Raw genomic sequence first — 24191 nt, forward strand, 5'->3', positions numbered from 1 at the left:
CTGTCGACCGTCAACGCCTTCCGATACACCGTCCACCACCGTCCGGTGCCCGGCCGATACGGTGCGGGCATGGCCGGAGAACGAGACCTCACGACACTGCTGCGCGACCTGCGCCCCCAGCTCAACCCGGGGCGGTACGTCTACTGCACACTGCCCACCAAGGTGCCCGCCGGACTGCGGCCGGTGGCCACCGTCGCCGAACCCGAGGGGGTGACGGTGGTGGTCGCCCAGGAGGAGGCCGACGCCCTCGGCCTGCCCTACGAGTACGTCGCCGCCTGGATCACCCTGCGGGTCCACTCGGCGCTGGAGGCCGTCGGCCTGACCGCCGCCGTCGCCACCCGGCTGGCCGAGGAGGGGATCAGCTGCAACGTGGTCGCCGGCTACCACCACGACCACCTGTTCGTCGCCGCCGACGACGCCGACCGGGCCGTCCGCGTCCTGGAGGACCTCGCCTGACGCGTCCGGGTGGCCGCCTCGCCGGGGGCCTCGGAGACTGGAGGGACCGGGCACCCGGCCCGGTCCCTCCCCCGCGCCCGGAAGGAAGTACGCCGCCATGGCCATCTGCATCACCTGCGGCAACGACTACTGGCTCGCCTTCGAGATCAAGACGGTCACCGGCGACGTCTACACCTTCGACAGCTTCGAGTGCGCGATGGAGAAGCTCGCGCCGCACTGCGAGCAGTGCAACGTCCGGATCGTCGGCCACGGCGTCGAAGTGGCCGGCATGTTCTTCTGCGGCGCCCACTGCGCCCGCGTCAACGGCGGGCTCGGCGCCCAGGTCCGCGACGCCGTCGGCACCCACCCGGGCTGACCCGGCCCGGAGGCTGTCGCGGTACGAAAAAACCCCCTGACCGGGCGGTTTGCCCGGTCGAAGGGGGAAGGGGGCGGAAGAGTCGGCCTGTACGCCGGGTTCTGTCACCCGGGCTGCTCGCGCGGCCCGGGGAGACGGCCATCCATCTAGGGCTGCCGTTGCCGACAGCCTCGTGCGGTCCACCCGCGGACTCGGGCGAGCAGCCCTCAAGCATCCGCGCACGGCGCCGTGAGGCACCGATCTTGACCTTGCTCCAGGTGGGGTTTACCGAGCCGGCCGGGTCACCCCGGTCGCTGGTGGTCTCTTACACCACCGTTTCACCCTTACCCGTCGCCGAAGCGGCGGGCGGTCTGTTTTCTGTGGCACTGTCCCGCGGGTCACCCCGGGTGGGCGTTACCCACCACCCTGCTCTGTGGAGCCCGGACGTTCCTCGGCGGGTCCTGAGGACCCGTCGCGACCGCCCGGCCGGCTCTTCCGCCGTAGTGGTCATGGTAGCCGCTCGGGCGGGGCCTCCCGAACCCCGGGGCGGGTCAGCGGCGGGTCGCCGCCGAGGCGGGCGGCGACCCGGGTGGCGGTGGCGGTGCCCCAGGCGGAGGTGGTGACCAGGCCGAGCAGCCCGATCGTGGCGCCCAGGCCCGCGACGATGTACCAGCCCGCGTGGCTGGCCGGGGCGAAACCGGAGGCGACCGTGCCGACCACCGCCGAGGTGACCACGGTGCCGATCACCGCGACGCCGAGCGACTGGCCGACCTGCCGGCTGGTGGAGGCGACGGCCGCCGCCACCCCCGCCTGGGCGCGCGGCATGCCGGAGACGGCGGCGTTGGTGATCGGCGCGTTCACGAAGCCGAAGCCGAAGCCGAACAGTCCGTACGCGGCCAGCAGCAGGCCCGGCGGGGAGTCCGCGGCCAGCCGGGTGAGCAGCAGACCGCTGGCGACCAGGCCGAGGCCGGCCAGCACCAGCGGCACCCGTGGGCCGCGGGCGCCGACGATCCGGCCCGAGAGCGGCGCGCAGACCAGCATCATCCCGGCCATCGGCAGCGTCCACAGGCCGGCCTCCACGGGGCTGTAGCCGCGGACGTCCTGCAGGTAGATGGTGTTCAGGAAGAGGAAGCCGCCGAGCGAGGCGAAGGCGCAGACGGCCGTCACGGTGGCGCCGGTGAACGGCGCGCTGCCGAAGAACCTCGGGTCGACCAGCGGCTCGGCCACCCGGCGCTCCCAGAGCGGGAAGGCCACCAGCGCGGCGAGCGCCGCCGCGGCCAGGCCGAGGATCAGCGGGGACGTCCAGCCGTGCGCGGGACCCTCGATGATCGCGCCGGTGCCGCAGCCGAGCAGCACCATCATCAGCAGCTGCCCGACCGGGTCCGGCCGGCGGGCCCGGGGCGCGCGCGACTCGGGGACGTAACGGGCGGTCAGCAGGCAGGCCAGCAGGCCGACCGGAACGTTGATCAGGAAGATCGCCGGCCAGCCCGCGGCGTGCACCAGGAAGCCGCCGAGCAGCGGTCCGAGCGCCATCGAGATGCCGACCACACCGCCCCAGATGCCGATCGCCCGGGCCCGTTCGCGAGGCTCGGTGAAGGTGTTGGTGATGATCGACATCGCCACCGGGTTGAGCATCGAGCCGCCGACCGCCTGCACCGCCCGGAACGCCACCAGCCACCCCAGGCCGGGCGCCAGGCTGCAGAGCAGCGAGCCGAGCACGAAGACCAGCAGGCCGGTCTGGAACACCCGGCGGCGCCCGATGCGGTCGGCCAGCGAGCCGAACAGCATCAGCAGCGAGGCCAGCACCAGGGTGTAGGCGTCGATGATCCACTGCAGCCCGGAGGCGGGGGCGTCCAGGTCCCGCTGGATCTGCGGGAGGGCGATGTTCACGACGGTGTTGTCGAGCCCGACGATGAACAGGCTCAGGCAGCAGATCGCCAGGATGAGCTGCCGGCGACGCCGCCCGGGATCGGCGGACGGCGGACTCATGGGGGTCGCTTCGCGCACGCGTCGATCCTCCCACCCGGGCGGGCGTCGACGGGTGTCGAAGCGGCCCGTCCGGGTGGCGGGGCCGGCCACCACGAGCCGAGCGCCGGGCCGCGGGCCACGCGGTGTGCCGGGCGGTGTGGCGCGCGCCGGGCGCTTCGGCGTCCGGGCAGCGCGCGGGGCTCGACGGGGTGGGGTGACCAGCCGTTTCCCGGGGCGGGGGCGGGTTGCGTAGGGTGGCGTGGTCGGTGGCCGTGGAGTGTGGAGGAGTCCGTCGTGCTGGTGCTGTTGCCGCCCTCGGAGGGGAAGGCCGCGTCCGGGGACGGCGTGCCGGTGGCGCTCGACGGGCTGTCGCTGCCCGGGCTGACGGCGGCGCGGGCGGAGGTGCTGGAGGCGCTGGTCTCGCTCTGCCGCGGGGACGAGGACGCCGCCGCCGGGGTGCTGGGGCTGAGCCCGGGGCTGCGCGGCGAGGTGGCGCGCAACGCGGGGCTGCCGACGGCGGGGGCGCTCCCGGCCGGGCAGGTGTACACCGGGGTGCTGTTCGACAACCTCGGGCTGGCGACGCTGGACGAGGCCGCGTACGGCCGGGCCGAGCGGAGCCTGCTGGTCTTCTCCGGCCTCTGGGGCGCGGTGCGGATCGGCGACCGGATCCCGCCCTACCGCTGCTCGATGGGTGTGAAACTTCCCGGGCCGGGGGCGCTCGGCGCGTACTGGCGGCGGGCGATGGCCGATGTGCTGCCGGAGGTCGCCGACGGCCTGGTGCTGGACCTGCGCTCCTCCGCCTACGCGGCGGCCTGGAAGCCGGCCGGCGAGGTGATCGCCCGGACGGCGACCGTACGGGTGCTCCAGGAGCGGGACGGCCGGCGGACCGTCGTCAGCCACTTCAACAAGGCCACCAAGGGGCGGCTGGTCCGCGATCTGCTGGCGGCGGGCGCCGAGCCGAAGACGCCGGGTGAGCTGCTGGACGCGCTGACCGGGCTGGGCCACCGGGTGGAGGTCGCCGCCGAGGGCACCGCGCGCAAGCCGTGGCAGCTGGACGTGGTGGTCACCGAGGTGCACTGAGCGGACAGGTGCACGGGCAGGCACGCGCGCCGGGGGCCGGTCGGATCAGCCGACCGGCGCCCGGCGTTTCTCAGCGCAGGTGCCCGGTGTCGTTGAGCAGCCGCAGCGAGGCGTTGCCGTCCGCGTAGTACTGGACGGCGCAGAGCGAGGCGGCGGACAGCTCCATCCGGTACAGCGCGTCCGGCGGGGCGCCGAGCGCCAGCCGGACCAGCGTCTTGATCGGGCTGACGTGCGAGACCACCAGCACGGTCCGGCCGGGGTGGCGGGCGAGGATCTTGTCCCGGGCCACTCCGACCCGGTGGGTGAGCGTGGCGAAGCTCTCGCCGCCGCCGGTCGGCCGCACCTTGGTGGAGCCGAGCCAGGCGGTGAGGTCGTCCGGGTACCGCTCGCGCGCCTCGGCGAAGGTCATCCCCTCCCAGGCACCGAAGTCGACCTCGCGCAGCCCCTCCTCGTACCGGACCTCCAGGCCCAGCCGGGCGGCGACGGTCTCCGCGGTCTGCCGGGCGCGCCGCATCGGCGAGGCCACCACGGCCTGGACCGAACCGCGCGCGGCGAGCGCCTCGGCGACCCGTTCGGCCTGCCAGCGGCCCTTCTCGGAGAGCTCCGGGTCGGTGCCGCCGCTGCCGGAGAACCGCTTCTCCGGGGTGAGGTGGGTCTCGCCGTGCCGGAGCAGGACGAAAGTGGTCGGGGTGCCGAGGTCCGCCGGGGCCGCCCAGCCCGTCTTGGGCACGGCGGTCTCCAGCGGCTCGGTCCCCAGCGGCTCGGTCCCCAGCGACTCGGTCCCCAGCGGCTCGGTCTCCGGCAGCTCCACGGGGGAGGGCGCGGAGGCGGCCACGGGCCGGGGCTCCCACTGGCGGCCGGCCTTGCCCGCGTCCATCGCCTCGTTGGCGAGCCGGTCGGCGTCCTTGTTCTGCTCGCGCGGGATCCAGGTGTACCGGACCCGCCCGCGCGGGAAGACCTCGCGGGCCTCGGCGGCGAGCGGCTGCATGTCCGGGTGCTTGATCTTCCAGCGGCCGGACATCTGCTCGACGACCAGCTTGGAGTCCATCCGGACGTCCACCGAGGCACCCGGGTCGATCTCCCGGGCCGCGCGCAGCCCGGCGATCAGCCCCTTGTACTCGGCCACGTTGTTGGTCGCGTGCCCGATGAACTCGGCCGCCTCGGCGAGGAGCTGCCCGGTGTCGCCGTCGCGGACCACCGCGCCGTAGCCGGCCGGCCCCGGGTTGCCCCGGGAGCCGCCGTCCGCCTCGACGACGAACCTGCGCGCCGCCACCGGCTCAGACGCCGGAGTCGGCGGTGCGGACCAGGATCCGCGAGCAGTTCTCGCAGCGGACCACCTTGTCGGCTGGCTCGGCCTTGATGGAGTTGAGCTCGGTGATCGAGAACTCGGTGCGGCAGCCCTCGCAGCGGCGCTGGTAGAGCCGGGCCGCGCCGACGCCGCCCTGGGTCTCGCGCAGCTTGCTGTAGAGCTTCATGAGGTCGGCCGGGATGACGGCGGCGACGGCCTCGCGGTCGCGCTTGACCTTCTCCGCCTCGGCGTCGATCTCGGCGTACGCGGCGTCCCGGCGGCCCTCGGCCTCGGTCAGCACGACGGTGGAGTGCTCCAGGCGGGCGGACAGCTCGGTGGTGCGGGTCTGGGCGGACTCCAGCCGCTCCATGATCTCCAGCACGACCTCCTCCAGGTCGCCCTGGCGCTTGGCCAGCGACCCGATCTCGTGCTGGAGGTTCTCCAGGTCCCTGGGCGAGGTGATCGCACCGGAGTCCAGGCGCTGCTGGTTGCGGGCGGCCCGGGTACGGACCTGCTCCACGTCCTGCTCGGCCTTGGTGAGCTCGCGGGTGGTGTCACCGTGCTGGGCCTGGGCGGCGACCACCAGGTCCTTGAGGGCGGTGTGGTCGGCGTTGACCTTGTCGATCTCCGCGTGCTCGGGCAGGCTGCGCCGCCGGTGGGCCAGCTGGTCGAGCTTGGAGTCGATGGCCTGGAGGTCGAGCAGGCGGATCTGGTCGGCGGGCGCGGCGTTCAAGCGGAGAGCTCCTGTGAATCGGGTCAGGCGGGGAAGGACATGGGGGCGTGCGCGGTCCACGGGTCGGTGACCGTGCGGGAGACCCGGGTCTCCACGGTCCAGCCGTGCTTCTCGGCGGCGCCGTGCAGCGCCCGCTCGGCCAGCGGCAGCCAGGGCCACTCGGTGGCCCAGTGCGCGGCGTCGACCAGGGCGACCGACGCCGCCTCGGCGGCCTCGGACGCCGGGTGGTGGCGCAGGTCGGCGGTCAGGTAGGCGTCCACGCCCGCCGCGCGCACCTCGGCGAACAGGCTGTCGCCCGAGCCGCCGCACACCGCGACCCGGCTGACCAGGCGGTTCGGGTCGCCGGAGACCCGCACGCCGGCGGCGGTGGCCGGCAGCCCCTTGGCGACGTTCGCGGCGAACGCCGCGAGGGTCAGCGGGGGCTCCAGCAGGCCGATCCGCCCGGTGCCGCGCCGGCCCAGCGGGTCGGTCGGGTCCGGCACCAGCGGTCCGGTGACGCTCAGGCCGACCGCCTCGGCGAGCGCGTCCGAGACGCCCGGGTCGGCGTGGTCGGCGTTGGTGTGCGCCACGTGCAGGGCGATCCCGTTGCGGATCAGGGTGTGCACGACGCGGCCCTTGAAGGTGGTCGCGGCGACGCTGGTGGTGCCGCGCAGATAGAGCGGGTGGTGGGTGACCACCAGGTCGGCCCCCCACTCGACGGCCTCGTCGACGACCGCCTGCACGGGGTCGACGGCGAAGAGCACGCGGCGGACCTCGGCCTGGGGGTCTCCGCAGACCAGGCCGACGGCGTCCCAGGACTCCGCCCACTGCGGCGGGTACAGCTCTTCGAGGGCGGTGATGACGTCGGACAGTTTCGGCACCTGTCGAGACTACCGTGCGCGGGGGTGGCGGCGGTCCGCCCGGTTCGCCGCCACGGCCCGCGCCGGGGCGGTGCCCCTCGGCGGGCGGGGCGTACGGATGCGCGTCAACCCGCGGTACGGCGTGCGCGGGCGGTCGGCGCGGCCCCGTTCGACCGGCGCGCGGGGGCGGTTCGCGCGGGACGGCGGGGCGTACGCCGGGCACACCCGGCCGTTCGCACGAATTCGAAACCGCATCGGGATCACCCTTACGAGTGAAGTGACCGGCTTCGGATTGAGCATCCCTCGCTACCGAAAGTAACTTCTCCTCTGCGAACGGGAGTTGCCCGACCAGGGGGGCCGGGGAGGCGCTCCGCCGGAGGTACGGGCCCGGGTGAGGCAGGACGGACCGGGCCCGCGGCGGACGCGGCCGGGGCGGTGCCGACGGTGTCGGCCGCCGCCGGGGCAGCACACCGGGCAGTTCCGAGGAACCGATGTCAGGCCGTGGCCGCGCGCCCCGGTGCCGGAGCAGTGGGCACCGACGGGGCGCGCCGGCACCAGACGAAGGGATGTGGTGGCGAATGGGGGCGGGCACATCGCTTCGTACGGCCGGGGGAACGGACTCGGCGGGCCACGGGCCGGATGCGGCCGACCGGTGGCCCGAGCTGACGCGGACGGCGCCGGCCGCCGCCGGAGGCCGGGGAGGCGGCGGGGGCGCGCGGGTCGACGGGCAGGTCGACCGGCGGGTCACCGTCGAGGGCTTCTGGTGCCCGGCCGGGCCGTCCGCGGGCGACCTCCCCGACGAGGGCTGGAAGCCGCACGTCAGCGCCGCCTCGCCGGCCCGTCGACGGGTCGGTGGCGCGCGAGGGGTACGGGCCGGGGCGGGGGCGCGCGGCGGGTACGGGCCGAGGTCGGGGGTGACGACATGACCGTGGCCACCCGAGCCGCCGCCCAGGCGCTGCGCCGACTCGGCTTCACCTTCGCCGCCGACGGCAACCACGCCGCCTGCCTCGCCTCCGCCGCCGACGGCGGTTGGTACGTGGAGAGTTGGCGCCTCCCACTGGACGGCCCCGCCGTCCCGACCGGCCTGCGACTGCCGGGCAACCGCTTCGAGAGCTTCCGCTCACAACTGGTCGCCCTGCCGGACGGTTCGGTGCTGGTCTGCCGGCACGACGGCGAACGGCAGCAGCTGGTAACACTCCGCCCCGGCACCGACCCGGGCGGTCGACCCGTCACCGTCGAAAGGCCGTTGACCACACTCAGGATGCCCGGCCTGCGCCTGCTGCCGCTCCCGGAGGGCGCGCCGTCCGGCCCCGGCGCACCGGTCGCGGTGGCCCTGGGCAGCGACACCCGGCCGGCCACCACCGTCTGGCTCGTACGGGCCGACGAATCCGCGCCGCAGCAGGTCGCCGAGATCCCGGGCCTGCACGGCGGCGGCGTCTGGCTGGACCGCACCGGCGCGCTGCTGGCGCTCGACCGGGTGCGCGACGGCCTGGTCCGCACCGTGGTGCTCGACCTGCGCGGCGGCACCGTCACCCCGCTGCTGGAGATCGGCGGGCACAGCAACGACCGGCTGGTGCTGTTCGACCCGGACAGCCGGTTCGCGATGGTGCGCAGCGACGCACCCGGCGCCGACCGGATCGGCTGGGGCGTGCTGGGCGGCGGCGAACCGCTGCGGTTCCCGGAAGCCCTGCACGTCGCGGGCATGTTCCTGCGGCCGGTGGCGCTGCGGCCGGACGCGGACGGGCCCCGGGTGGCCGTCCAGGTCGACCACGGCGCGGGCTGCTCGCTCGCCCTGTGGCGGCCGGCCGCCGGACGGCTGGACCCGCTGCCCGTCCCGCCGGGGCGGCTCGGCGCGGTGGGGAGCTGGTCGGCGGGCGGGCTGCGGGTGCCGTACTCGGCGCCCGACCACCCGGCCGCGCTCGCCACCCTGGACGTGGACGCGCTGCTGGCGCACGACCCGGCCACCACCGCGGCCGGCCCCGTGCCGGTGCCGCTCCCGCTGCAACTGGCGCCGCTCGGCTCCGGGCTGCCCGGACCGTGGCGGGACACCGTGCCACCCTGGCGGCCCGGCACCGTCGGACGCGCCAACACGTCGGTGCCGCCGACCGGTTGGCGACTGGACGGATCGGCCGAGCCGGGTGACGGCGGCCGGTGGCGCTCCGCCCAGAGCATCGAACTCGCGGGCCCGGCCGGCCCGCTGGAGGCCGTGGTGTACGGCGGGGACGCCTGGCTGAGCAGTCCGCACCTGGTACTGGCCCTGCACGGCGGCCCGGCGGACGCCTGGCGGCTGGAGTTCGACCCAGCCCTGCAACGGATGGCGGCCGAGGGCCTGGCCGTCCTCGCACCGAACCAACGCGGCTCCACGGGTTACGGGTTGGCGCACGCGATGGCCATCCGGGGCACCTGGGGCGGGCCCGACCTCGACGACGTGCTGCACCTGCTGGAGGCCGTCGCCGGTCAGCGCGCGGCGCTCGGCCTGGAGCCGCCGGCCCTGTTCGGGGTCAGCTACGGCGCGTTCCTCGCCCTGCTCACCGCGGCACACGCTCCGGCCGGCCAGGTGACGCGCTGCGCGGTCGTCGCACCGTTCCTCTCGGGCAGCCGGCTCCTGGCCGAAGCGTCCTCCTCCGTACGGGCGTTGACCACCCGGCTGGGCGGCGGCGAGCCGATCACGGACGCCCGGGGGCCGCGCGACGTGCTCCAGCTGGCGCACCGGATCGGCGCACCGCTGCTGATCGTGCACGGCGACCGCGACGAGGTCGTCCCGGTGAGCCAATCGCGTTCACTGCGCGATGAGTTGCTGCGCATCGGGCGCACGGAGGGAACCGACTTCCGCTACGTCGAGGCGGCGGGCGCCGGACACGAGGTCCTGGCCGAGGAGGGCGGAGCGGTCCTGCACGAGCTGCTCGCCGCCTTCCTGCGCACCGGCCGCCCGGGCTAGCCCCCCGCCCCTCCCATGCCCGGAGTGGAAAGTCGGCCCCGCCGACTTCGCACTCCGAGCCGCTGTCCACCGGGCCGGACCCGGCCGTGGTCGGGTCGCGCGGCACCGGCGTGTTCGGGACCGTTCGGGGCCGTGCCGTTCCCCGGATGGCCGTCATGATCTCGATAGGATCTCGCCCGGTCGGCGGTTAGGGTGGCGGCCGGGGTGCGGGCGCGATCACCGGCCATGCCCCGACCACGCCCGCGATGTGCCGGCCGGGCGCCGATACACCTGCACCCTCGCAAGGAAAAGACGATTCTGATGTCCGACACCCTCACCGACACCACCGGACCCGCCAGCGGGACCGACGCCGACGAGACCACGGCCGAGGACACCGCGTCGCACGGCCGCCACCGCGGCCGGTCCGCCGCCGACGACAGCCCCGAGGCCGATCCGCACGGCCGCCACCGTGCCGCCGGGAACGGCCGGGGCTGAGCCCCACCACCCGACGAGGCCCGCCGGAACCCTCCGGCGGGCCTCGTCGTGTACCCGGCGGCGGCCACTCAGCCCAGCGTCACGACCGTGCGCAGTGCCTCGCCGCTGCGCATCTGCGCGAGCGCGTCGTTGACGTCCGCCAGCGCGACCCGGTGGGTGATCATCCCCGCCAGGTCGATCCGCCCGGCCCGCCACAGCTCCACCACCAGCGCGACGGTGCGCGTCAGCGGCGCGCCGCCGTACAGCGAGGGCAGCAGCCGCTTCTCGTTGAAGAACAGCTCGCCCATGCTGAAGCTCGCGAGGTCGTCCTGCGCCCCGGCACCGATCACCACGACGGCGCCGCCGCGCCGGGCCGCTCCGTACCCGGCCCGGACGGTGGCCGAGCGGCCGACCGCCTCGAAGACGTAGTCGAAGCCCCCGCCCGGCAGGCCCTTCGCCACCGCCTTCAGCTCCTCGGGGGCGAGCGCCTCGGTCGCGCCGAAGGCCAGCGCCCGCTCCCGGCGGGAGACCACCGGGTCGACGACGGCGATCCGGCCCGCGCCGCAGACCCGGGCGCCCTGCACGGCCGCGACGCCGACACCGCCCGCGCCGATCACCGCGACCGACGCGCCCGGCTCGACCCGCGCGGTGTGGACGGCCGCGCCGATGCCGGTGGTGACGCCGCAGCCGATCAGCGCGGCCAGGTCGTAGGGGAGGTCGGCGGGCACCGGGAGAACCGCGTCGCGCTCGACCACGACCTCCTCGGCGAAGGTTCCGGTCCCGTAGAAGCCGGACGCCTCACCACCTCCGCCCGCGCCGTTCGGGCCCGCGCCGTAGCGGAAGCCGGGCGCGCCGAGCCGCCGCAGGCTGGCCACGCAGAGGTGCGAGCGACCGCGTTCGCAATGCGCGCACCGGCCGCAGGGCGCCATCCAGCAGAGCACGACGCGGTCGCCGACGGCGATGTCCGTCACGCCCTCGCCGACCTCGACGACGTCCCCGGCTCCCTCGTGCCCGGGCACGAACGGCGCGGGCTGGGGCAGGACGCCGCTCATCGCGGAAAGGTCGGAGTGGCAGAGACTGGCGGCGCGCAGCCGGACCCGCACCTTGCCGGGGCCGAAGCCCACGGCCTCGACGTCGTCGCGGACGTCGAGCGCCTCCTGGCCGGTCTCGTGCAGGATGGCTGCGCGCATGGGGCTGCTCCCGGGTCCGTCTCGGATCGCTGGTCGGCCGATTCTGACACGGCGCCCGAGGGGCGGGTGGAACGTGTTCCACCACGCCTCCCCGGCCGGTGGAACGCTCCGAACTCCGAGGGTTCCCCATGTCCGTGGCGCCTGGCATGATCATCCGCCGTGCCCAACCCCACTGCTCCCCCACCGTCGTCGGCCGCACTGACGACAGCGCCGGCGCCGGCGCCGTCCGCCTCCGCCGTCCGTCCCCTCTCCTGCCCGACGTGCTCCGGCCCGATCGACCCCGACCCCCGGTTCACCGCCTGGTGCCCGGCGTGCGAGTGGAACCTCGTCCCCGCCGAGGAGGCCGCCGAGGACTGCGCCAAGTCCGCGAAGGAGCTGGCCCGGGAACGGGCCGCGGCCGAGCGGACCGAGCGGCTGTTCGAGGAGGTCGCCGACGGCCGCACCGACACCACCCGACGGGACTGGCTCGCCGCCTCGGCGCTGGCCCTCCCGGTCCACGCGGTCACCGTCGTCGTGGCGGGGGCGGCCGGCTGGCTGCTCGTCACCGGCAACACGACGGTGCGCTGCCTGGGCGCCCTCCTCCTCGCCGTCGCCTTCCTGCTCCGTCCGCGGCTCGGCCGGGTGCCGACCGGCGCGGGCGTGCTGAGCCGGTCCGAGGCCCCCGCGCTGTACGGGCTGGCCGACCGGGTCGCCGCCGAACTCGGGGCGCCGCCGGTCGGGGTGATCCGGATCACCGAGGACTTCAACGCCGGCATGGCGGTGCTCGGGCTGCGCCGGACGTCGGTGCTCACGCTGGGCCTGCCGCTCTGGGAGGCGTTGGACGACGGGCAGCGGCTCGCGCTGCTCGGGCACGAACTCGCCCACCGGGTCAACGGCGACAACCGGCGCGGCCTGTGGCTCGGCTCGGCGATGCGGGCGCTGGCGCACTGGTACGAGCTCGCCCGGCCCGCCGACCGGTCCCGGGGAGGGTACGGCGTGATCGCGCTGCTGTCGCTGATCGGGGACTTCCTGGCCAACGCCCTTCTGTACCTTGTCAGCCAACTTCCCTACCGGGCCTACCTGTTGCTCGACCGGCTGACGGCGCGCGCCGGGCAGCAGGCCGAGTACCGGGCCGACGGACTCGGCGCCCGGGTCGCGTCCACCGCGGCGGCGCGCGGGATGCTGGGGGCGCTGCTGCTCGGCCCGGCGACCGCGACGGTGACCATGCGGCTGCGGGCCGAGATCCAGTCGCGGCCCCGCTCCGGCCGGCGGGACGCCGCTCCGGGGCCGGACGTCACCGAGCTCTGGCCGCAGCTGCGCGAGCACCTGGCGGCGATCCCGCCGCTGGAGCGTGAGCGGCTGCTCCGCCGCTCGCGGCGGGACGGCCACACCGTGGACGCCTCGCACCCGCCGACCCACCTGCGGCTGGCGCTCCTCTCCCGGCGTGCGACGCTCCCGGCGGCCGTCACCTGCGCGCCGCACGAGGCCGCCGCCATCGCCGCCGAGCTCGCCCCGCACCGCACCCGCATCGCCCGCACCCTCCTCGCCGGCTGACTGCCGCTGCCGCTGCCGCCCGGATCAGGAAGTCGGACCGGCCGACTTCCTGATCCGGGCTCCTCCGCAGCGGGCGGTCGGGAGGCTGGAAAACGTCGCCCGGTCCACCGATCACGGGGGCTCGGGCAGACAGAGGGGCCCGGGGCACGGGGTGGGGCGGGGGCGTACCGTCGAGTAGGGTCCGACGGCGAGCAGGAACACCAGACCACCCGCCGAGGAGCAGCACCATGTCCGACCTCCTGGAGACCACGCGCCCGCAGCCCGAGGTGCTGGCCGCGTTCGAGGGCGCGACCGGGTTCATGCCCGTCGACGAGGGCCTCGCGCTGTACGCCGCCGCCGTGACCGCCGCGCGCCGGACCGGGCTGCCCGTCCTGGAGATCGGCACCTACTGCGGCCGCTCCGCGATCCTGCTGGCCGCCGCCGCCCGGGAGGCCGGCACCGTGGCGCTGACCGTCGACCACCACCGCGGCTCCGAGGAGCAGCAGCCCGGCTGGGAGTACCACGACCCGACCCTGGTCGACCCGGAGGTCGGCCGGATGGACACCCTCCCCCGGTTCCGCCGCACCCTGCACGCGGCCGGTCTGGAGGAGCACGTGGTCGCCCTGGTCGGCCGCTCGCCGCAGATCGCGGCCCTGTGGGGCGGCCGGCTCGCCCTGGTCTTCATCGACGGGGGCCACACCGACGAGCACGCCACCGGCGACTACGAGGGCTGGGCGCCGCACCTGGCCCCGGAGGGCCTGCTGGTGGTGCACGACGTCTTCCCCGACCCGGCCGACGGCGGCCAGGCGCCGTACCGGGTGTACCTGCGGGCGCTGGCCGAGGGCTTCGAGGAGGTCTCGGTGACCGGGTCGCTGCGCGTCCTGCGCCGCCGCGCCACCACCGGCTGATCCCCGGCCCCGACCGCGCTCCGCCCGCCGCCCCCGCACGGGTGTCCGGAATCGGCCGACCGGCCCCACGGGCGATCACGGATGCTCTAACGTCGTGCCGGGGCTGCCGGGCGGGAGCGCGAACGGTACGGTGTCCGCGCGATCGCGATCGCGGACGCCCGCGTCGCGGCACGGCCGCATGACACCAGCAGAACATCCGGGCGGAGCGCACCCGGGCCGACCGTGGGGGCCAGCACAGATGACGGACCAGCAGAACACCGCACCGGCGGTCTGGGACCCGACCGCCCGGGGCGGTGCGGGCGGCTGGGTGCGCGGTCCCCAGCAGCCTCCCGCCCCGAGCGCCCCCACCCCTCCCGCCGCACCGCCGACCGCCCCCGCCGGGCCGCCCGCCGACGACGCCCCGACGGCCGTCATCCCGCAGCCGGTGCCGCCGCGGCCCGCCGCACCCGGCTCGCTGCCGCCCCCGACCGCCCCGGCGTTCCCGCAGGCCACCTCGGGCGCCGGCCCGTCCTACGGCGCGCCCCACCACCCACCGCAGCAGCCGCAGCCCCCGCAGCCGGCCCCGTTCCTGCCCCCGCCCCAGCGGGGCTACGGCGACCAGGCCCCGTACGGGCACCCCGGGCACCCCTCCCACAGCCAGCCCACCCACGGCCGGCCCGGCTACCCGCAGCCCGATTACGCCCAGCCCGACTACCCCCAGCACCCCTATCCCCAGCAGACCTACCCGCAGCAGACCTACCCGCAGCACGACTACCCGACCGGCTACGCGGAGCCCGACGACGAGGACGGCGGCGGCGGCAAGCGCGCACCGCTGCTGATCGCCTTCGCGCTGCTCTTCGTCCTGGCCCTGGGCGGCGGCATCCTCTGGGCGGTCCGCGACAAGGGTTCCAGCACCGACCAGGCCGGCCCCGCGGCCCCGTCCGCCTCCGTCACGGCCGGCGCCGACGCCTCCGGGAACCCGCCGCCCGCGCCGGCCCCCAACGGCTCCGCCGCTGCGCCGGCCCCGGCCGCCTCCGACACCGCGGCGGCGAGCGCGACGCCCAGCCCCACCGACTCCGCCGGCGGACCCAACGCGCAGTCCCAGGCGAAGGCACTGGACGAGCTGCTGAGCCAGGGCGAGAGCGCCAAGGCCCCGATCGGCAACGCGGTCGCCAAGGTGAACAGCTGCCCGGCCAAGCCCGAGATCGACACCGCCGCCCAGGTCTTCGACAGCGGCGCCAAGCAGCGCGACCAGCTGCTCACCAAGCTGGCCACCCTGAGTGTCACCGACCTGCCGGGCGGCGCGGACGCCGTACAGTCGCTGAAGTCCGCCTGGCAGCTGTCCGCCGACATCGACCGGGCGTACGCGAGCTGGGCCCGGACCGTCGCCACCCAGGGCTGCTCGGGCACCGCCCCGAACACCGCCGACAAGAAGCGCGCCGACGAGCTCAACCCGCAGGCCACCCAGGCGAAGAAGGACTTCGTGGCGAAGTGGAAGACGATCGCCGACCAGTTCGGACTCACCGCCCGTACCCAGGACCGGATCTGACCCACCCGTGACACGCACCACCCAGCACCCCACCGAGCCCCTCGAACCGACCGAAGCGGCCGGACCTTTCGAAGCGGCCGAACCGGTCGAGCCGGTCGAGCCGGTCGACGACGCCACGGCCCTCGGTGCCCCCGCGACGGACGACCCCGCGCCCGCCGCCCCGCCCCGCCGGGCGGAGCAGGACAGGCCCCGGCCCCGGCGCCGGTCCACGCTGCTGCGCACGGTGACCGTGGTCGGCGTGCTGGCCCCGCTCGGGGTGGCCGGCTGGCTGGGCTGGCAGGCCGTCGGCAACCCCGACCGGAGCACACCGGACGCCGCACCTCCGGCCGTCGGCCCGGCGAGCACCAGCCCGATCGGCCCCACCGGTACGACCGGCACGACCGGCACCCCGAGCGCGACGGCGTCCACCGCCCCCACCGACCCCGCGTTCCCCGCCCCGCTCCCCGCCGCCCCCGCGGCCACCACCCTGACCGGCCGCACCGTCGTGCTCGACCCGGGCCACAACACCGGGAACTCCTCCCACACCGCCGAGATCAACCGCCAGGTCGACATCGGCAACGCCCGCAAGGAGTGCGACACCACCGGTACCAGCACCAACGCCGGCTACACCGAGGCCGAGTACTCGCTGGACGTGGTCCGCCGGACCCGCGCGCTCCTCACCGCCCGCGGCGCCACCGTCGTGCTGGTCCACGACGGCGACCGCCCCTGGGGGCCGTGCATCGACGAGCGCGCCCGGATCGGCAACACCGCCCACGCCGACGCGGCGGTCTCCGTCCACGGCGACGGCGGGCCCGCGAACGGCAGCGGCTTCCACGTGATCATGCCCGCCAAGGTGGTCGCCGGAAAGGCGAACACCGCGGCGATCGTCGACCCCTCGCACCGGCTGGGCCTGCTGCTGCGCGAGAACTTCCACGCGGCGACCGGCGAGCCGTACGCCGACTACACCGCGAGCCAGGGCCTGGACACCCGCTCCGACCTGGGCGGGCTCAACCTCTCGACCGTGCCCAAGGTGTTCATCGAGTGCGGTAACATGCGCAACCCGACGGACGCCCGCCGGATGACGGATCCTCAGTGGCGCCAGCAGGCCGCCCAGGGGATCGCCGACGCGCTGACGACCTTCCTCACCACCCGGTAGGAGCCCGCCGGGGTGCGGCGCCCGAGGGCCGGAAGCGCGCAGTTTGCAACGACTTCGCCCCTTTCCCGAGCCCTGCCGTGCACCTGCGCGGCCGTTGGCCCTAGGCTTCTGGTCCGTTCGGGGTTTTCCGGCCGGTCAGCCGACCGGCGGGCGCCGACACCAGACCGGCCCAGCGCCGAAATCGAAAACCGCCGACCACGACACACCAACGAGGGGAACGTTAGTGAATCTGCGCGCTCTCACCAAGGGAGACGCCGCCGTCGCAGGTGCGGCCGTCCTGCTCTTCATCGCCTCCTTCCTGCCGTACTGGACCGTCGACTGCAAGGGCAAGTACTGCGGCGACACCTCGACGAACGCCTGGGACAGCGTCCTGTTCCCCGTCCTGCCCTCGGTCTTCCTGCTCGGCATCCTCGCCGCCGCCCTCATCCTGGTCCAGCGCTTCCAGGGCCAGGCGGCCGCGAACCGTCAGATCCTCGGCCTGCGCCTGGACCAGTGGGGCATCGCCTTCTCGGTGGCCGCGCTCTGGGCGGCGCTGTGGTCGCTCGGCGGCGGCCTGAAGGGCATCAACCACGGCATCGGCGCCTGGCTCGCCGTCATCGCGCTGATCGTGCTGGCCGGTGCGGCCGCGGGCGGCCAGCTGCTCCCCGTGCTCAAGACCCCGCTGGTCACCGACCGTCCGGCCGCCCCGGCCGCCTTCCCGGCCGGCGGCTACCCGGCCCCGGGCCAGCCCGGACAGCCCGGCCAGTACGGCTACCCCGGCCCGGGCCAGGACCCGAGCCAGGCGCCGGCCCCGGCGTTCGGCGGCCAGCCCGGCGGCTACGGCTACCCGACCCCGCAGGCCGGCCAGCCCGGTCAGCCGGTGCAGGGCCAGCCGCAGGACGTCGCCGCCCAGCAGGCCGCGGCCGCACAGGCCGCCGAGGCCGAGGCCGCCCGTCGGGCCGCCGCGCAGCAGGCCGCGCAGCCGCAGCCGGCCCCGGCGGCCGACTTCGCGCCGTTCTGGTTCGCCGTCCCGGCGCCGCGTCAGCTGGCCCCGAAGGACAGCCCGGCCGGCGCGCCGGTCGGCGAACTCGTCCCGGGCACCTGGTACCTGGCGGTCGAGCAGCGCGGCACCGCGCTGGTCGCCCAGCTGCAGGACGGCACCCAGGGCGTGCTGGCCGACACCTCGGGCATCCAGCGCGGCTGACCCGCGGAGCCGGCCGGCCCGGCCGGCCCGCGGAACGCGTGACGCCCGTGCCACCACACCGAAAGGGGCGGGACCGGATCTCTCCGGTCCCGCCCCATCGGCGTCGCTGCCGCCGGACGGTCAGCAGCAGTCCTGGACGACCAGCCCGGCCGGCAGCTCCTCGCCGCCGAAGACCGCGACCGTCGCCGGGTGGCCGCCGAGCGCCGCGACCGCCAGCAGCAGCGCCCCCGCCGTCCAGGTGGTGCGCTCCTCGGGCCAGATCGCGTCGTCCTCGAAGACGTACCCGGTCCAGTACGAGCCGTCGACGTGCCGCAGGTGCTTCTGTATCCAGCGCAGGATGTCCACCGCGCGGTCGGACTCGCCGACCGCCCAGAGCGCCATGGCCAGCTCGGCGCTCTCGCCGCCGGTGACCCAGGGGCGGTCGCTGACGCAGCGCACGCCCAGGCCGGGGACGACGAAGCGGTCCCAGTCCCGGGCGATCCGCTCCAGCGCGGCCGGGCCGCGCAGCGCGGTGCCGAGCACCGGGTAGTACCAGTCCATCGAGTAGCGGTCCTTGTCCAGGAAGCGCTCGGGGTGGTGGGCGACGGCGTGCCGCAGCCGGCCGGCCGCGAGCTCCCAGTCGGGCTGCGGCTCCTCCAGGTAGTCGGCGACGGCCAGTCCGCAGCGCAGCGCGTGCAGGATGCTGGAGGAGCCGGTGAGCAGCGCCTCGTCGGTGGCCGCGCCGTGCTCGTCGACCCGCCAGGCGATCGGCCCGCCGGGCAGCCGCTGGGCGACGATGAAGTCCAGCGCGCGCCGGACGGTCGGCCACATCCAGTCCAGGAAAGCGTCATCGCCGGTGGAGAGGTGGTGGTGCCAGACGCCGACGGCCACGTAGGCGCAGAAGTTGGTCTCCTTGGCCGCGTTGCACACCTCGCCGTCGGCGTGGTCCGGCCGGCCGTAGGCATAGGCGGCGTACCAGGATCCGTCCGGGTTCTGACGCCCGGCCAGCCAGCGGTAGGCGGCCTCGGCGGCGGCGTGCTCGCCGGCGGTGTCCAGCGCCATGGCCGCCTCGGTGTGGTCCCAGGGGTCGAGGTGGTGGCCGCGGAACCACGGTACGGCGCCGTCGGGCTGCTGCTCGGCGAGGATGCTGCGGACGGTGTCGGCGGCCTGTTCGGCGTCCAGCACCCCTTCCAGCAGCAGGACCTCCGGGACGGCGGCGGTCACTCCGCCCCGCCCGCTGCCCGGTCGGCCGTGCCGCGCGACGCCCCGGCCCGGTGGGGCTTGGCGGCGTAGGCGACGAAGCTCTTGCCGATGACCGGGTTGAGCGCCCGCTCGGCGGCCTTGGTGAGGGTGCTGATGACGGGCGTGCCGACGATGTCCCAGACCAGCAGCTGGTGGTAGGCCTTGACCGGCAGCGCCTTGTCGTTGTCGACGCCGACCGCGCACTTGATCCACCAGTACGGCGAGTGCAGCGCGTGCGCGTGGTGGGTGCCGTACGGCTCCAGGCCGGCGTCCTTGAGCTTGTCGAGCAGTTCGTCGCCCCGGTAGATCCGGATGTGGCCGCCCTCGACCTCGTGGTACTCGTCGGAGAGCGCCCAGCAGATCTTCTCGGGCAGCCAGCGCGGCACGGTGACGGCGAGCAGGCCGCCGGGCTTGAGGACCCGGAACATCTCGGCGAGCACGCCCTTGTCGTCCGGGATGTGCTCCATCACCTCGGAGATGATGATCTTGTCGAAGTGGTCGTCCTCGAACGGCAGGGCCAGCGCGTTGCCCTCCATCGCGACCGCGGACGCGCCCTCGGGCGCCTCGCCGGCCTGCTCCATGGCGGCGAACCACTTCCTGACCTCGGCGATCTCCTCGGCGTTCTGGTCGAGGGCGACCACGTTGGCCCCGCGCCGGTAGCACTCGAACGCGTGCCGCCCCCCGCCGCAGCCCAGGTCGAGCACCCGGTCGCCGGGGGCGAGCGGGAAGCGCGAGAAATCAACGGTCAGCACTGCGGACTCCCATTCCTTCGGTACCCAAGGTTCCTGACGCCGGGTCAGAGACATCGCGGGGGCGTTCGGCGCGCGTACGGGGCGGGGGCAGGGCGGCGCGCGCCGTCCGAGCGGGTGCGGCCGACCGCCGTCCGGCCGCACGCCGGCGCACGCCGTCAGGCCACGTAGCGCCAGCCCGGTCCGGAGCGGGCCGCGCTCCCGGCCCCGGTGGCGATCGCGGCCCGGTAGCCCTCGACGGTCAGCTCGGCGGCGCGCTCCCAGGTGAACCGCGCCAGCACCCGCTCCCGGCCCGCCGCGCCGAGCGTCGCGCGCAGCTCCGGGTCGTCCAGCAGCCGGCCGAGCGCCGACGCGAGCGCGTCCGGGTCGCCCGGGGGCACCGCCAGGCAGCTCTCGCCGTCCGGTCCGGCGACCTCCGGGATCGCCCCGCCGGTGGTGGCGACCAGCGGGGTGCCGGTGGCCATCGCCTCGGCGGCGGGCAGCGAGAAGCCCTCGTACAGCGAGGGCACGCAGGCCACCTCGGCCGAGCGGTAGAGGTCCACCAGCTCACGGTCGGTCAGGCCGTGCCGGAACTCGATGTGCCGCTCCAGCCCGAAGGCGCGCACGGCGCGGGCGATCGGCCCGTCCTCCTTCTGCGGCTTGCCGACCACGACCAGGTGCGCGTCCCGCTCGGTGCGGACCTTGGCCAGCGCCCCGACCAGGTGCACCAGGCCCTTCAGCGGGACGTCCGCACTGGAGGTGGTGACGATCCGTCCGGGCACCCGCGCCACCTCGTCCGACGGCGACCAGAGCCGGGTGTCGGCGCCGATCGGCACCACCGAGACGGTGTGCGGCGCGGCGCCCAGGTGCTCGGTGATCTCGCGCTTGGAGGTGCCGGAGACGGTGATGATGTGGTCCAGCCGGGCGGCGACCCGGCGCTGCATCCGGGTGAAGGCGTACCAGCGGCGCAGCGACAGCCGCTTGAGCCGGCCGGTGGCCGCGTCCAGTTCGACCTTGCGGTCCACGGTGATCGGGTGGTGGATCGTGGTGACCAGCGGGAAGCCGTGGCGCTCCAGGCCGAGCAGGCCGTAGCCGAGCGTCTGGTTGTCGTGCACGACGTCGTAGCGGCCGCGGTGGGCGGCCAGGTACTGACGGGCCCGCAGCGAGAAGGTCAGCGGCTCGGGGAAACCGCCGGTGCGCATCGTCAGGTACTCCAGGACGTCCACCGGCCCCCGGTACTCCTCGCGCGCCGGGGTGCGGAAGGGGTCGTCGGCCCGGTAGAGGTCCAGGCTGGGCAGTTCGACCAGCCGGACCGAGCCCGGCCCCTCGACCTCGTCCAGGACGGGGTACGGCTGGGCGCCGATCACGTCCACGTGGTGGCCGAGGCGGGCCAGCTCACGGGAGAGGTGCCGTACGTACACGCCCTGGCCGCCGCAGAACGGGTCGCCGCGGTACGAGAGCAGGGCAATCCGCAGCGGCTGCGCGGTCATCGTCGGCCCTCATCTCTGCTGCTGTCTGTGCTGCCGGTCGGTAAAGTAGATCAGGTTTCAGTGGGTGTGGAGTCCACCGGTGACCATGTGAACAATGAGAGACCTCGAAGATACCGGCCCGTAGCTTCCGCTCAGGATCCAGGGCTGGTGATTCGCGCCACGCCCGGGAGTGTCCTTGCCGTCACCGTCGTCACCACCCTCGCCCCCGCCCCCGCCGTCCCCGCCGGCCCGGCCGCCGGAGTCACCGCTCACCGCCCGGCAGGCGGAGCGGCGGCGGCGGATCCTGCGGACCGCGACCGCGCTGGCGGCGCGCGGCGGGTACGACGCCGTCCAGATGCGGGAGGTCGCGGAGGGCGCCCAGGTGGCCCTGGGCACGCTCTATCGCTACTTCCCCTCCAAGGTGCACCTGCTGGTGGCGGTGATGCTGGAACAGCTGCGCGGCCTCCAGGAGCAGGTCCGGCGGCACCCGCCGGTCGAGTCCGAGCCGGCGCCGCGGGTCGCCGAGACGCTCACCCGGGCGTTCCACGCGCTGCAGCGCGAACCGCTGCTGGCCGAGGCGATGGTCCGCGCGCTGTCCTTCGCCGACCGCTCGGTGGGCGCCGAGGTGGACCAGGTCTCCGCCGCCACCGGGCAGCTCATCCTGGACGCCATCGGGCAGTCCGGACCACCCACCGAGGCGCAGCGCGCCGCCGTCCGGGTGATCGAGCACACCTGGCACGCGGCGCTGGTCGCCTGGCTCTCCGGCCGCGCCTCGCTCGCCGAGGTACGGGCCGACCTGCACACGGCGGCCCGGCTGCTCACGCTGCCCTGAGACCGGCGCCTCCACCGCGCCGCGACCGGCCGAACTGGAACCTGTTCTCACCCGGCCCGCTCCGGTCCGCCCGGACCGGCGGCTAAAGTCGACGGGCAGGACAACTCCATCCGTTCCTCCTCCGGGGAAAGCCGGTGCGAATCCGGCGCTGACCCCGCAACCGTGAGCCCGGCGCCCGTCCGCCGGGCGAGCCGGAGTGCCCGGGGAGGGGCGAGCGGCCCCACGCCCGGCGGACCACCGCCGGGCACCGTCGAGGACTACGGGACGGCCCGCCCGGGCCGGCACCGCTCATCGAAAGGCACACCTCCGATCATGCTGACCGCCGCCCGTCTGGGCGCCGCCGCCCTGACCGCCGCGCTGCTCACCGGCACCGCCGCCGCCCCGGCCCTGGCCGACACCCCCGGCGCCGGAACGGCCCCCGCCGCCGCGGTCCCCGACGGCCTGTACGGCAAGGGCGACCCGACCTACGACGGCGTCTGGCGGCAGTCGCTCGCCCTGACCGCGCTGACCACCGCCAAGGTGACCCCGGCCGACTCCGCCGTCGCCTGGCTCACCGGCCAGCAGTGCGCGGACGGCGGCTGGCCCTCGTACCGGGCCGACGCCTCGGCCGCGTGCGACGCCAAGACGGAGGACAGCAACGCGACCGCCGTCGCGGTCCAGGCGCTCGTCGCGCTCGGCGGCCACCAGGAGGCGGTCGACAAGGGCGTCCAGTGGTTCAGGGCCAACCAGAACCCGGACGGCAGCTGGGCCTACAACCCCGGCAACCCGGGCGACGCCAACTCCACCGCCCTCGCCGTCAGCGCGCTGCTCGCCGCCGGGACCGACCCGGCGACCGTCGCCAAGGCCGGCCGGAGCGCCTTCGACGGGCTCGCCGCCTTCCAGCTCGGCTGCGCCGCTCCCGCCGAGCAGCGCGGCGGCTTCGTCTACCAGACCTCGCCGGACGGCACCCCCGCCGAGGCCAACGGCCTGGCCGGCGGCCAGGCCTCGCTCGCCGCGACCGGCGGCCGGCTGCCGGTCGTGAGCACCACCCGCTCCGACGCCGCCCCCAAGGCCCTGGCCTGCCCGGACGGCGGCGCCACCGCCACGGCCGTCCCGCGCGCCGACTCCGGCGAGGCGGCGAGCGCGTACCTCACCGCGCAGCTCGCGGCGGGCGGGCAGCACCTGACGCTGACCCTGCCCGGCGCCGCGCCCGCCCCCGACTACGCGGCCACCGCCTGGGGCGCGCTGGGCCTGGTCCAGGGCGGCCACCCGCAGCAGGCCGCGGGCGCAGTCGACTGGCTGGCCAAGGAGGGCGGCAGCTGGACCAAGGGCGGCACCGACGCCGCCGCCACCGCCACGCTGCTGCTGGTCGCCCAGGCGGCGCAGCGCGACCCGGCCGCCTTCGGCGGGACCGACCTGGTCCAGCAGCTGACCGCGCTCGGCCCGGCGCCGAAGGCCACCGCCGCCGCGTCCGCCCCGGCGAGCGCGCCGGCGAAGAAGGAGGACAAGGGCGGCCTCAACACGTACTGGCTGCTCGGCATCGGCCTGCTGATCGGCATCGGCGGCGGCCTTCTGCTGAGCCTCCAGCGCAAGCGCGGCGCGAAGCTGTGACCACCCCCGGCCGGGCCCCGCGGCCGGAGCCGCCGGCCCCGCCGGACCCCGCCGCGTCCGGACCCGGGTCCGAGGCGCGGCGGCGGGTGGTGCGGGCGGCCGTGCGGTTCGCGGCCGGGGTGATCACCGGGCTGCTGATCCTGCTGGTGCTCGCGGCTGCCCCGGCCCAGGCCGCCGGGTACCGGTACTGGTCGTTCTGGCAGTGGTCCGCAGGCGGCTGGGCGTACCAGCAGCAGGGGCCCGCCGTGCACGTCCCGGCGGACGGCGCGGTGGAGGGCTGGCGGTTCGCCGTCAGCCCGGACGGCGGGCGGGACGCCGCCCGGCCCGCCGCGGCCGGGGATTTCGCCGCCCTCTGCGCCGGCACCCCGGCCCAGGACGGGCGCAAGCGGGTGGCCGTGGTCCTGGACTTCGGCGGCGCCACCGACGCGCCGGGCGGCGAGAGCCCGCCCGCGCCGCGGACCGCGTGTGCCGTCGTCGCGCCCCGCGCCAGCTCCGCCGAGGTGCTGGCCACCGTCGCGCCACCGCTGCGGTACGACGGCAACGGCCTGCTCTGCGCCATCGCCGGGTTCCCGCGCGCCGGGTGTGCCGACCAGCTCGGCGCGGCCGGCGCGCCCGCCGGCGGCGAGCGCCCCACGGAGAGCGCGAGCGCCGCCCGGACCTCCCCGAGCGGGCCCGCCCTCGGGGTGGGCGCCGGCCTCGCGCTCGTCGTCGTGCTCGGCGCGGGCGCCGCCTGGCAGGTGCGCCACCGCCGATGAGCCCCACGCCGCGCGGCCCCGCCCCGGAAGGCCCGAGGCAGAACGCCCGGC

Annotated in this window: 21 protein-coding genes, 1 other RNA gene and 1 riboswitch; of the genes, 13 read left to right on the forward strand and 9 right to left on the reverse strand. The window is 75.7% G+C overall.

The window, feature by feature from the left end:
• The first annotated feature begins 69 nt into the window (after positions 1-69).
• Both ABZW10_RS09175 and ABZW10_RS09180 read left to right on the forward strand, forming a co-directional pair.
• Entirely contained in the window at positions 70-456 is a 387-nt protein-coding gene (locus ABZW10_RS09175; RefSeq protein WP_355361976.1) for an ACT domain-containing protein, read from the forward strand.
• A 97-nt stretch (positions 457-553) separates the two neighbouring features.
• Entirely contained in the window at positions 554-811 is a 258-nt protein-coding gene (locus tag ABZW10_RS09180) for a Prokaryotic metallothionein (RefSeq protein ID WP_355361978.1), read from the forward strand.
• 74 nt (positions 812-885) lie between these two features.
• Here the strand turns inward: ABZW10_RS09180 and rnpB are convergent.
• Together rnpB and ABZW10_RS09190 are read right to left on the reverse strand one after the other, a co-directional pair.
• Positions 886-1284: RNase P RNA component class A (gene rnpB, locus ABZW10_RS09185), an RNA gene on the reverse strand.
• Between the two features lie 13 nt (positions 1285-1297).
• Positions 1298-2779, reverse strand: coding sequence for an MFS transporter (locus ABZW10_RS09190; protein ID WP_355362119.1), 1482 nt, complete (start codon positions 2777-2779; stop codon positions 1298-1300).
• Between the two features lie 273 nt (positions 2780-3052).
• On the opposite strand from ABZW10_RS09190, the gene yaaA reads away from it, so the two are divergent.
• On the forward strand, positions 3053-3838 hold the full coding sequence (gene yaaA / locus ABZW10_RS09195; RefSeq protein WP_355361980.1) for a peroxide stress protein YaaA: 786 nt from the start codon (positions 3053-3055) through the stop codon (positions 3836-3838).
• 70 nt (positions 3839-3908) lie between these two features.
• Here the strand turns inward: yaaA and ABZW10_RS09200 are convergent, their stop codons facing one another.
• From ABZW10_RS09200 to ABZW10_RS09210, 3 genes are read right to left on the reverse strand one after another with little or no spacing between them, the layout of a single operon-like run.
• On the reverse strand, positions 3909-5111 hold the full coding sequence (locus tag ABZW10_RS09200) for a bifunctional RNase H/acid phosphatase (protein ID WP_355361982.1): 1203 nt from the start codon (positions 5109-5111) through the stop codon (positions 3909-3911).
• 4 nt (positions 5112-5115) lie between these two features.
• A complete protein-coding gene (locus ABZW10_RS09205; protein ID WP_355361984.1) occupies positions 5116-5859 on the reverse strand; it encodes a C4-type zinc ribbon domain-containing protein in 744 nt (247 codons plus the stop codon).
• 23 nt (positions 5860-5882) lie between these two features.
• Positions 5883-6719 (reverse strand): Nif3-like dinuclear metal center hexameric protein, encoded by an 837-nt coding sequence (locus ABZW10_RS09210; protein ID WP_355361986.1) that lies wholly within the window; start codon positions 6717-6719, stop codon positions 5883-5885.
• A 901-nt stretch (positions 6720-7620) separates the two neighbouring features.
• On the opposite strand from ABZW10_RS09210, the gene ABZW10_RS09215 reads away from it, so the two are divergent.
• Positions 7621-9636 (forward strand): alpha/beta fold hydrolase, encoded by a 2016-nt coding sequence (locus ABZW10_RS09215; protein ID WP_355361988.1) that lies wholly within the window; start codon positions 7621-7623, stop codon positions 9634-9636.
• 300 nt (positions 9637-9936) lie between these two features.
• Positions 9937-10110 (forward strand): hypothetical protein, encoded by a 174-nt coding sequence (locus tag ABZW10_RS09220; protein WP_355361990.1) that lies wholly within the window; start codon positions 9937-9939, stop codon positions 10108-10110.
• A gap of 68 nt (positions 10111-10178) precedes the next feature.
• Here the strand turns inward: ABZW10_RS09220 and ABZW10_RS09225 are convergent, their stop codons facing one another.
• Positions 10179-11279, reverse strand: a complete 1101-nt coding sequence (locus ABZW10_RS09225) for an alcohol dehydrogenase catalytic domain-containing protein (RefSeq protein WP_355361992.1) — start codon at positions 11277-11279, stop codon at positions 10179-10181.
• 159 nt (positions 11280-11438) lie between these two features.
• On the opposite strand from ABZW10_RS09225, the gene ABZW10_RS09230 reads away from it, so the two are divergent.
• From ABZW10_RS09230 to ABZW10_RS09250, 5 genes are all read left to right on the forward strand, one after another.
• A complete protein-coding gene (locus ABZW10_RS09230; protein WP_355361994.1) occupies positions 11439-12812 on the forward strand; it encodes a M48 family metalloprotease in 1374 nt (457 codons plus the stop codon).
• A gap of 227 nt (positions 12813-13039) precedes the next feature.
• Entirely contained in the window at positions 13040-13699 is a 660-nt protein-coding gene (locus ABZW10_RS09235) for a class I SAM-dependent methyltransferase (protein ID WP_355361996.1), read from the forward strand.
• A 238-nt stretch (positions 13700-13937) separates the two neighbouring features.
• Positions 13938-15227, forward strand: coding sequence for a hypothetical protein (locus ABZW10_RS09240; RefSeq protein ID WP_355361998.1), 1290 nt, complete (start codon positions 13938-13940; stop codon positions 15225-15227).
• A gap of 7 nt (positions 15228-15234) precedes the next feature.
• Positions 15235-16362 carry an N-acetylmuramoyl-L-alanine amidase gene (locus ABZW10_RS09245; RefSeq protein ID WP_355362000.1) on the forward strand — a complete coding sequence of 376 codons (1128 nt, stop codon included), beginning with the start codon at positions 15235-15237 and terminating at the stop codon, positions 16360-16362.
• Between the two features lie 223 nt (positions 16363-16585).
• Positions 16586-17545 (forward strand): hypothetical protein, encoded by a 960-nt coding sequence (locus tag ABZW10_RS09250; protein ID WP_355362002.1) that lies wholly within the window; start codon positions 16586-16588, stop codon positions 17543-17545.
• A gap of 120 nt (positions 17546-17665) precedes the next feature.
• Here the strand turns inward: ABZW10_RS09250 and ABZW10_RS09255 are convergent, their stop codons facing one another.
• The 3 genes from ABZW10_RS09255 to ABZW10_RS09265 form a co-directional block, all read right to left on the reverse strand.
• A complete protein-coding gene (locus ABZW10_RS09255; protein WP_355362003.1) occupies positions 17666-18748 on the reverse strand; it encodes a prenyltransferase in 1083 nt (360 codons plus the stop codon).
• A complete protein-coding gene (locus ABZW10_RS09260; RefSeq protein WP_355362005.1) occupies positions 18745-19518 on the reverse strand; it encodes a methyltransferase domain-containing protein in 774 nt (257 codons plus the stop codon). The genes ABZW10_RS09255 and ABZW10_RS09260 overlap by 4 nt, the downstream gene beginning before the upstream one ends.
• A 155-nt stretch (positions 19519-19673) precedes the next feature.
• Entirely contained in the window at positions 19674-20984 is a 1311-nt protein-coding gene (locus ABZW10_RS09265) for a glycosyltransferase family 4 protein (RefSeq protein WP_355362007.1), read from the reverse strand.
• Positions 20985-21159: 175 nt separating this feature from the next.
• Between ABZW10_RS09265 and ABZW10_RS09270 the strand changes: the two genes are divergently transcribed.
• From ABZW10_RS09270 to ABZW10_RS09280, 3 genes are all read left to right on the forward strand, one after another.
• Positions 21160-21795 carry a TetR family transcriptional regulator gene (locus ABZW10_RS09270; protein WP_355362009.1) on the forward strand — a complete coding sequence of 212 codons (636 nt, stop codon included), beginning with the start codon at positions 21160-21162 and terminating at the stop codon, positions 21793-21795.
• Positions 21796-21925: 130 nt separating this feature from the next.
• Positions 21926-21991, forward strand: a riboswitch (cobalamin riboswitch).
• 116 nt (positions 21992-22107) lie between these two features.
• Positions 22108-23385, forward strand: coding sequence for a prenyltransferase/squalene oxidase repeat-containing protein (locus ABZW10_RS09275; RefSeq protein WP_355362011.1), 1278 nt, complete (start codon positions 22108-22110; stop codon positions 23383-23385).
• A gap of 101 nt (positions 23386-23486) precedes the next feature.
• Entirely contained in the window at positions 23487-24140 is a 654-nt protein-coding gene (locus ABZW10_RS09280; RefSeq protein WP_355362013.1) for an SCO2322 family protein, read from the forward strand.
• Positions 24141-24191 lie beyond the last annotated feature (51 nt).

It is taken from the genome of Kitasatospora sp. NPDC004723 (genome assembly GCF_040609255.1).
GTDB lineage: Bacteria > Actinomycetota > Actinomycetes > Streptomycetales > Streptomycetaceae > Kitasatospora.

Bases quoted from the DNA above. Each gene is read 5' to 3' on its own strand.
- ABZW10_RS09235 (WP_355361996.1), top strand. From the start codon at position 13,040: ATGTCCGACCTCCTGGAGACCACGCGCCCGCAGCCCGAGGTGCTGGCC.
- ABZW10_RS09220 (WP_355361990.1), top strand. From the start codon at position 9,937: ATGTCCGACACCCTCACCGACACCACCGGACCCGCCAGCGGGACCGAC.
- ABZW10_RS09225 (WP_355361992.1), bottom strand. From the start codon at position 11,279: ATGCGCGCAGCCATCCTGCACGAGACCGGCCAGGAGGCGCTCGACGTC.
- ABZW10_RS09240 (WP_355361998.1), top strand. From the start codon at position 13,938: ATGACGGACCAGCAGAACACCGCACCGGCGGTCTGGGACCCGACCGCC.
- ABZW10_RS09215 (WP_355361988.1), top strand. From the start codon at position 7,621: ATGACCGTGGCCACCCGAGCCGCCGCCCAGGCGCTGCGCCGACTCGGC.
- ABZW10_RS09180 (WP_355361978.1), top strand. From the start codon at position 554: ATGGCCATCTGCATCACCTGCGGCAACGACTACTGGCTCGCCTTCGAG.
- ABZW10_RS09265 (WP_355362007.1), bottom strand. From the start codon at position 20,984: ATGACCGCGCAGCCGCTGCGGATTGCCCTGCTCTCGTACCGCGGCGAC.
- ABZW10_RS09190 (WP_355362119.1), bottom strand. From the start codon at position 2,779: ATGAGTCCGCCGTCCGCCGATCCCGGGCGGCGTCGCCGGCAGCTCATC.
- ABZW10_RS09175 (WP_355361976.1), top strand. From the start codon at position 70: ATGGCCGGAGAACGAGACCTCACGACACTGCTGCGCGACCTGCGCCCC.
- ABZW10_RS09275 (WP_355362011.1), top strand. From the start codon at position 22,108: ATGCTGACCGCCGCCCGTCTGGGCGCCGCCGCCCTGACCGCCGCGCTG.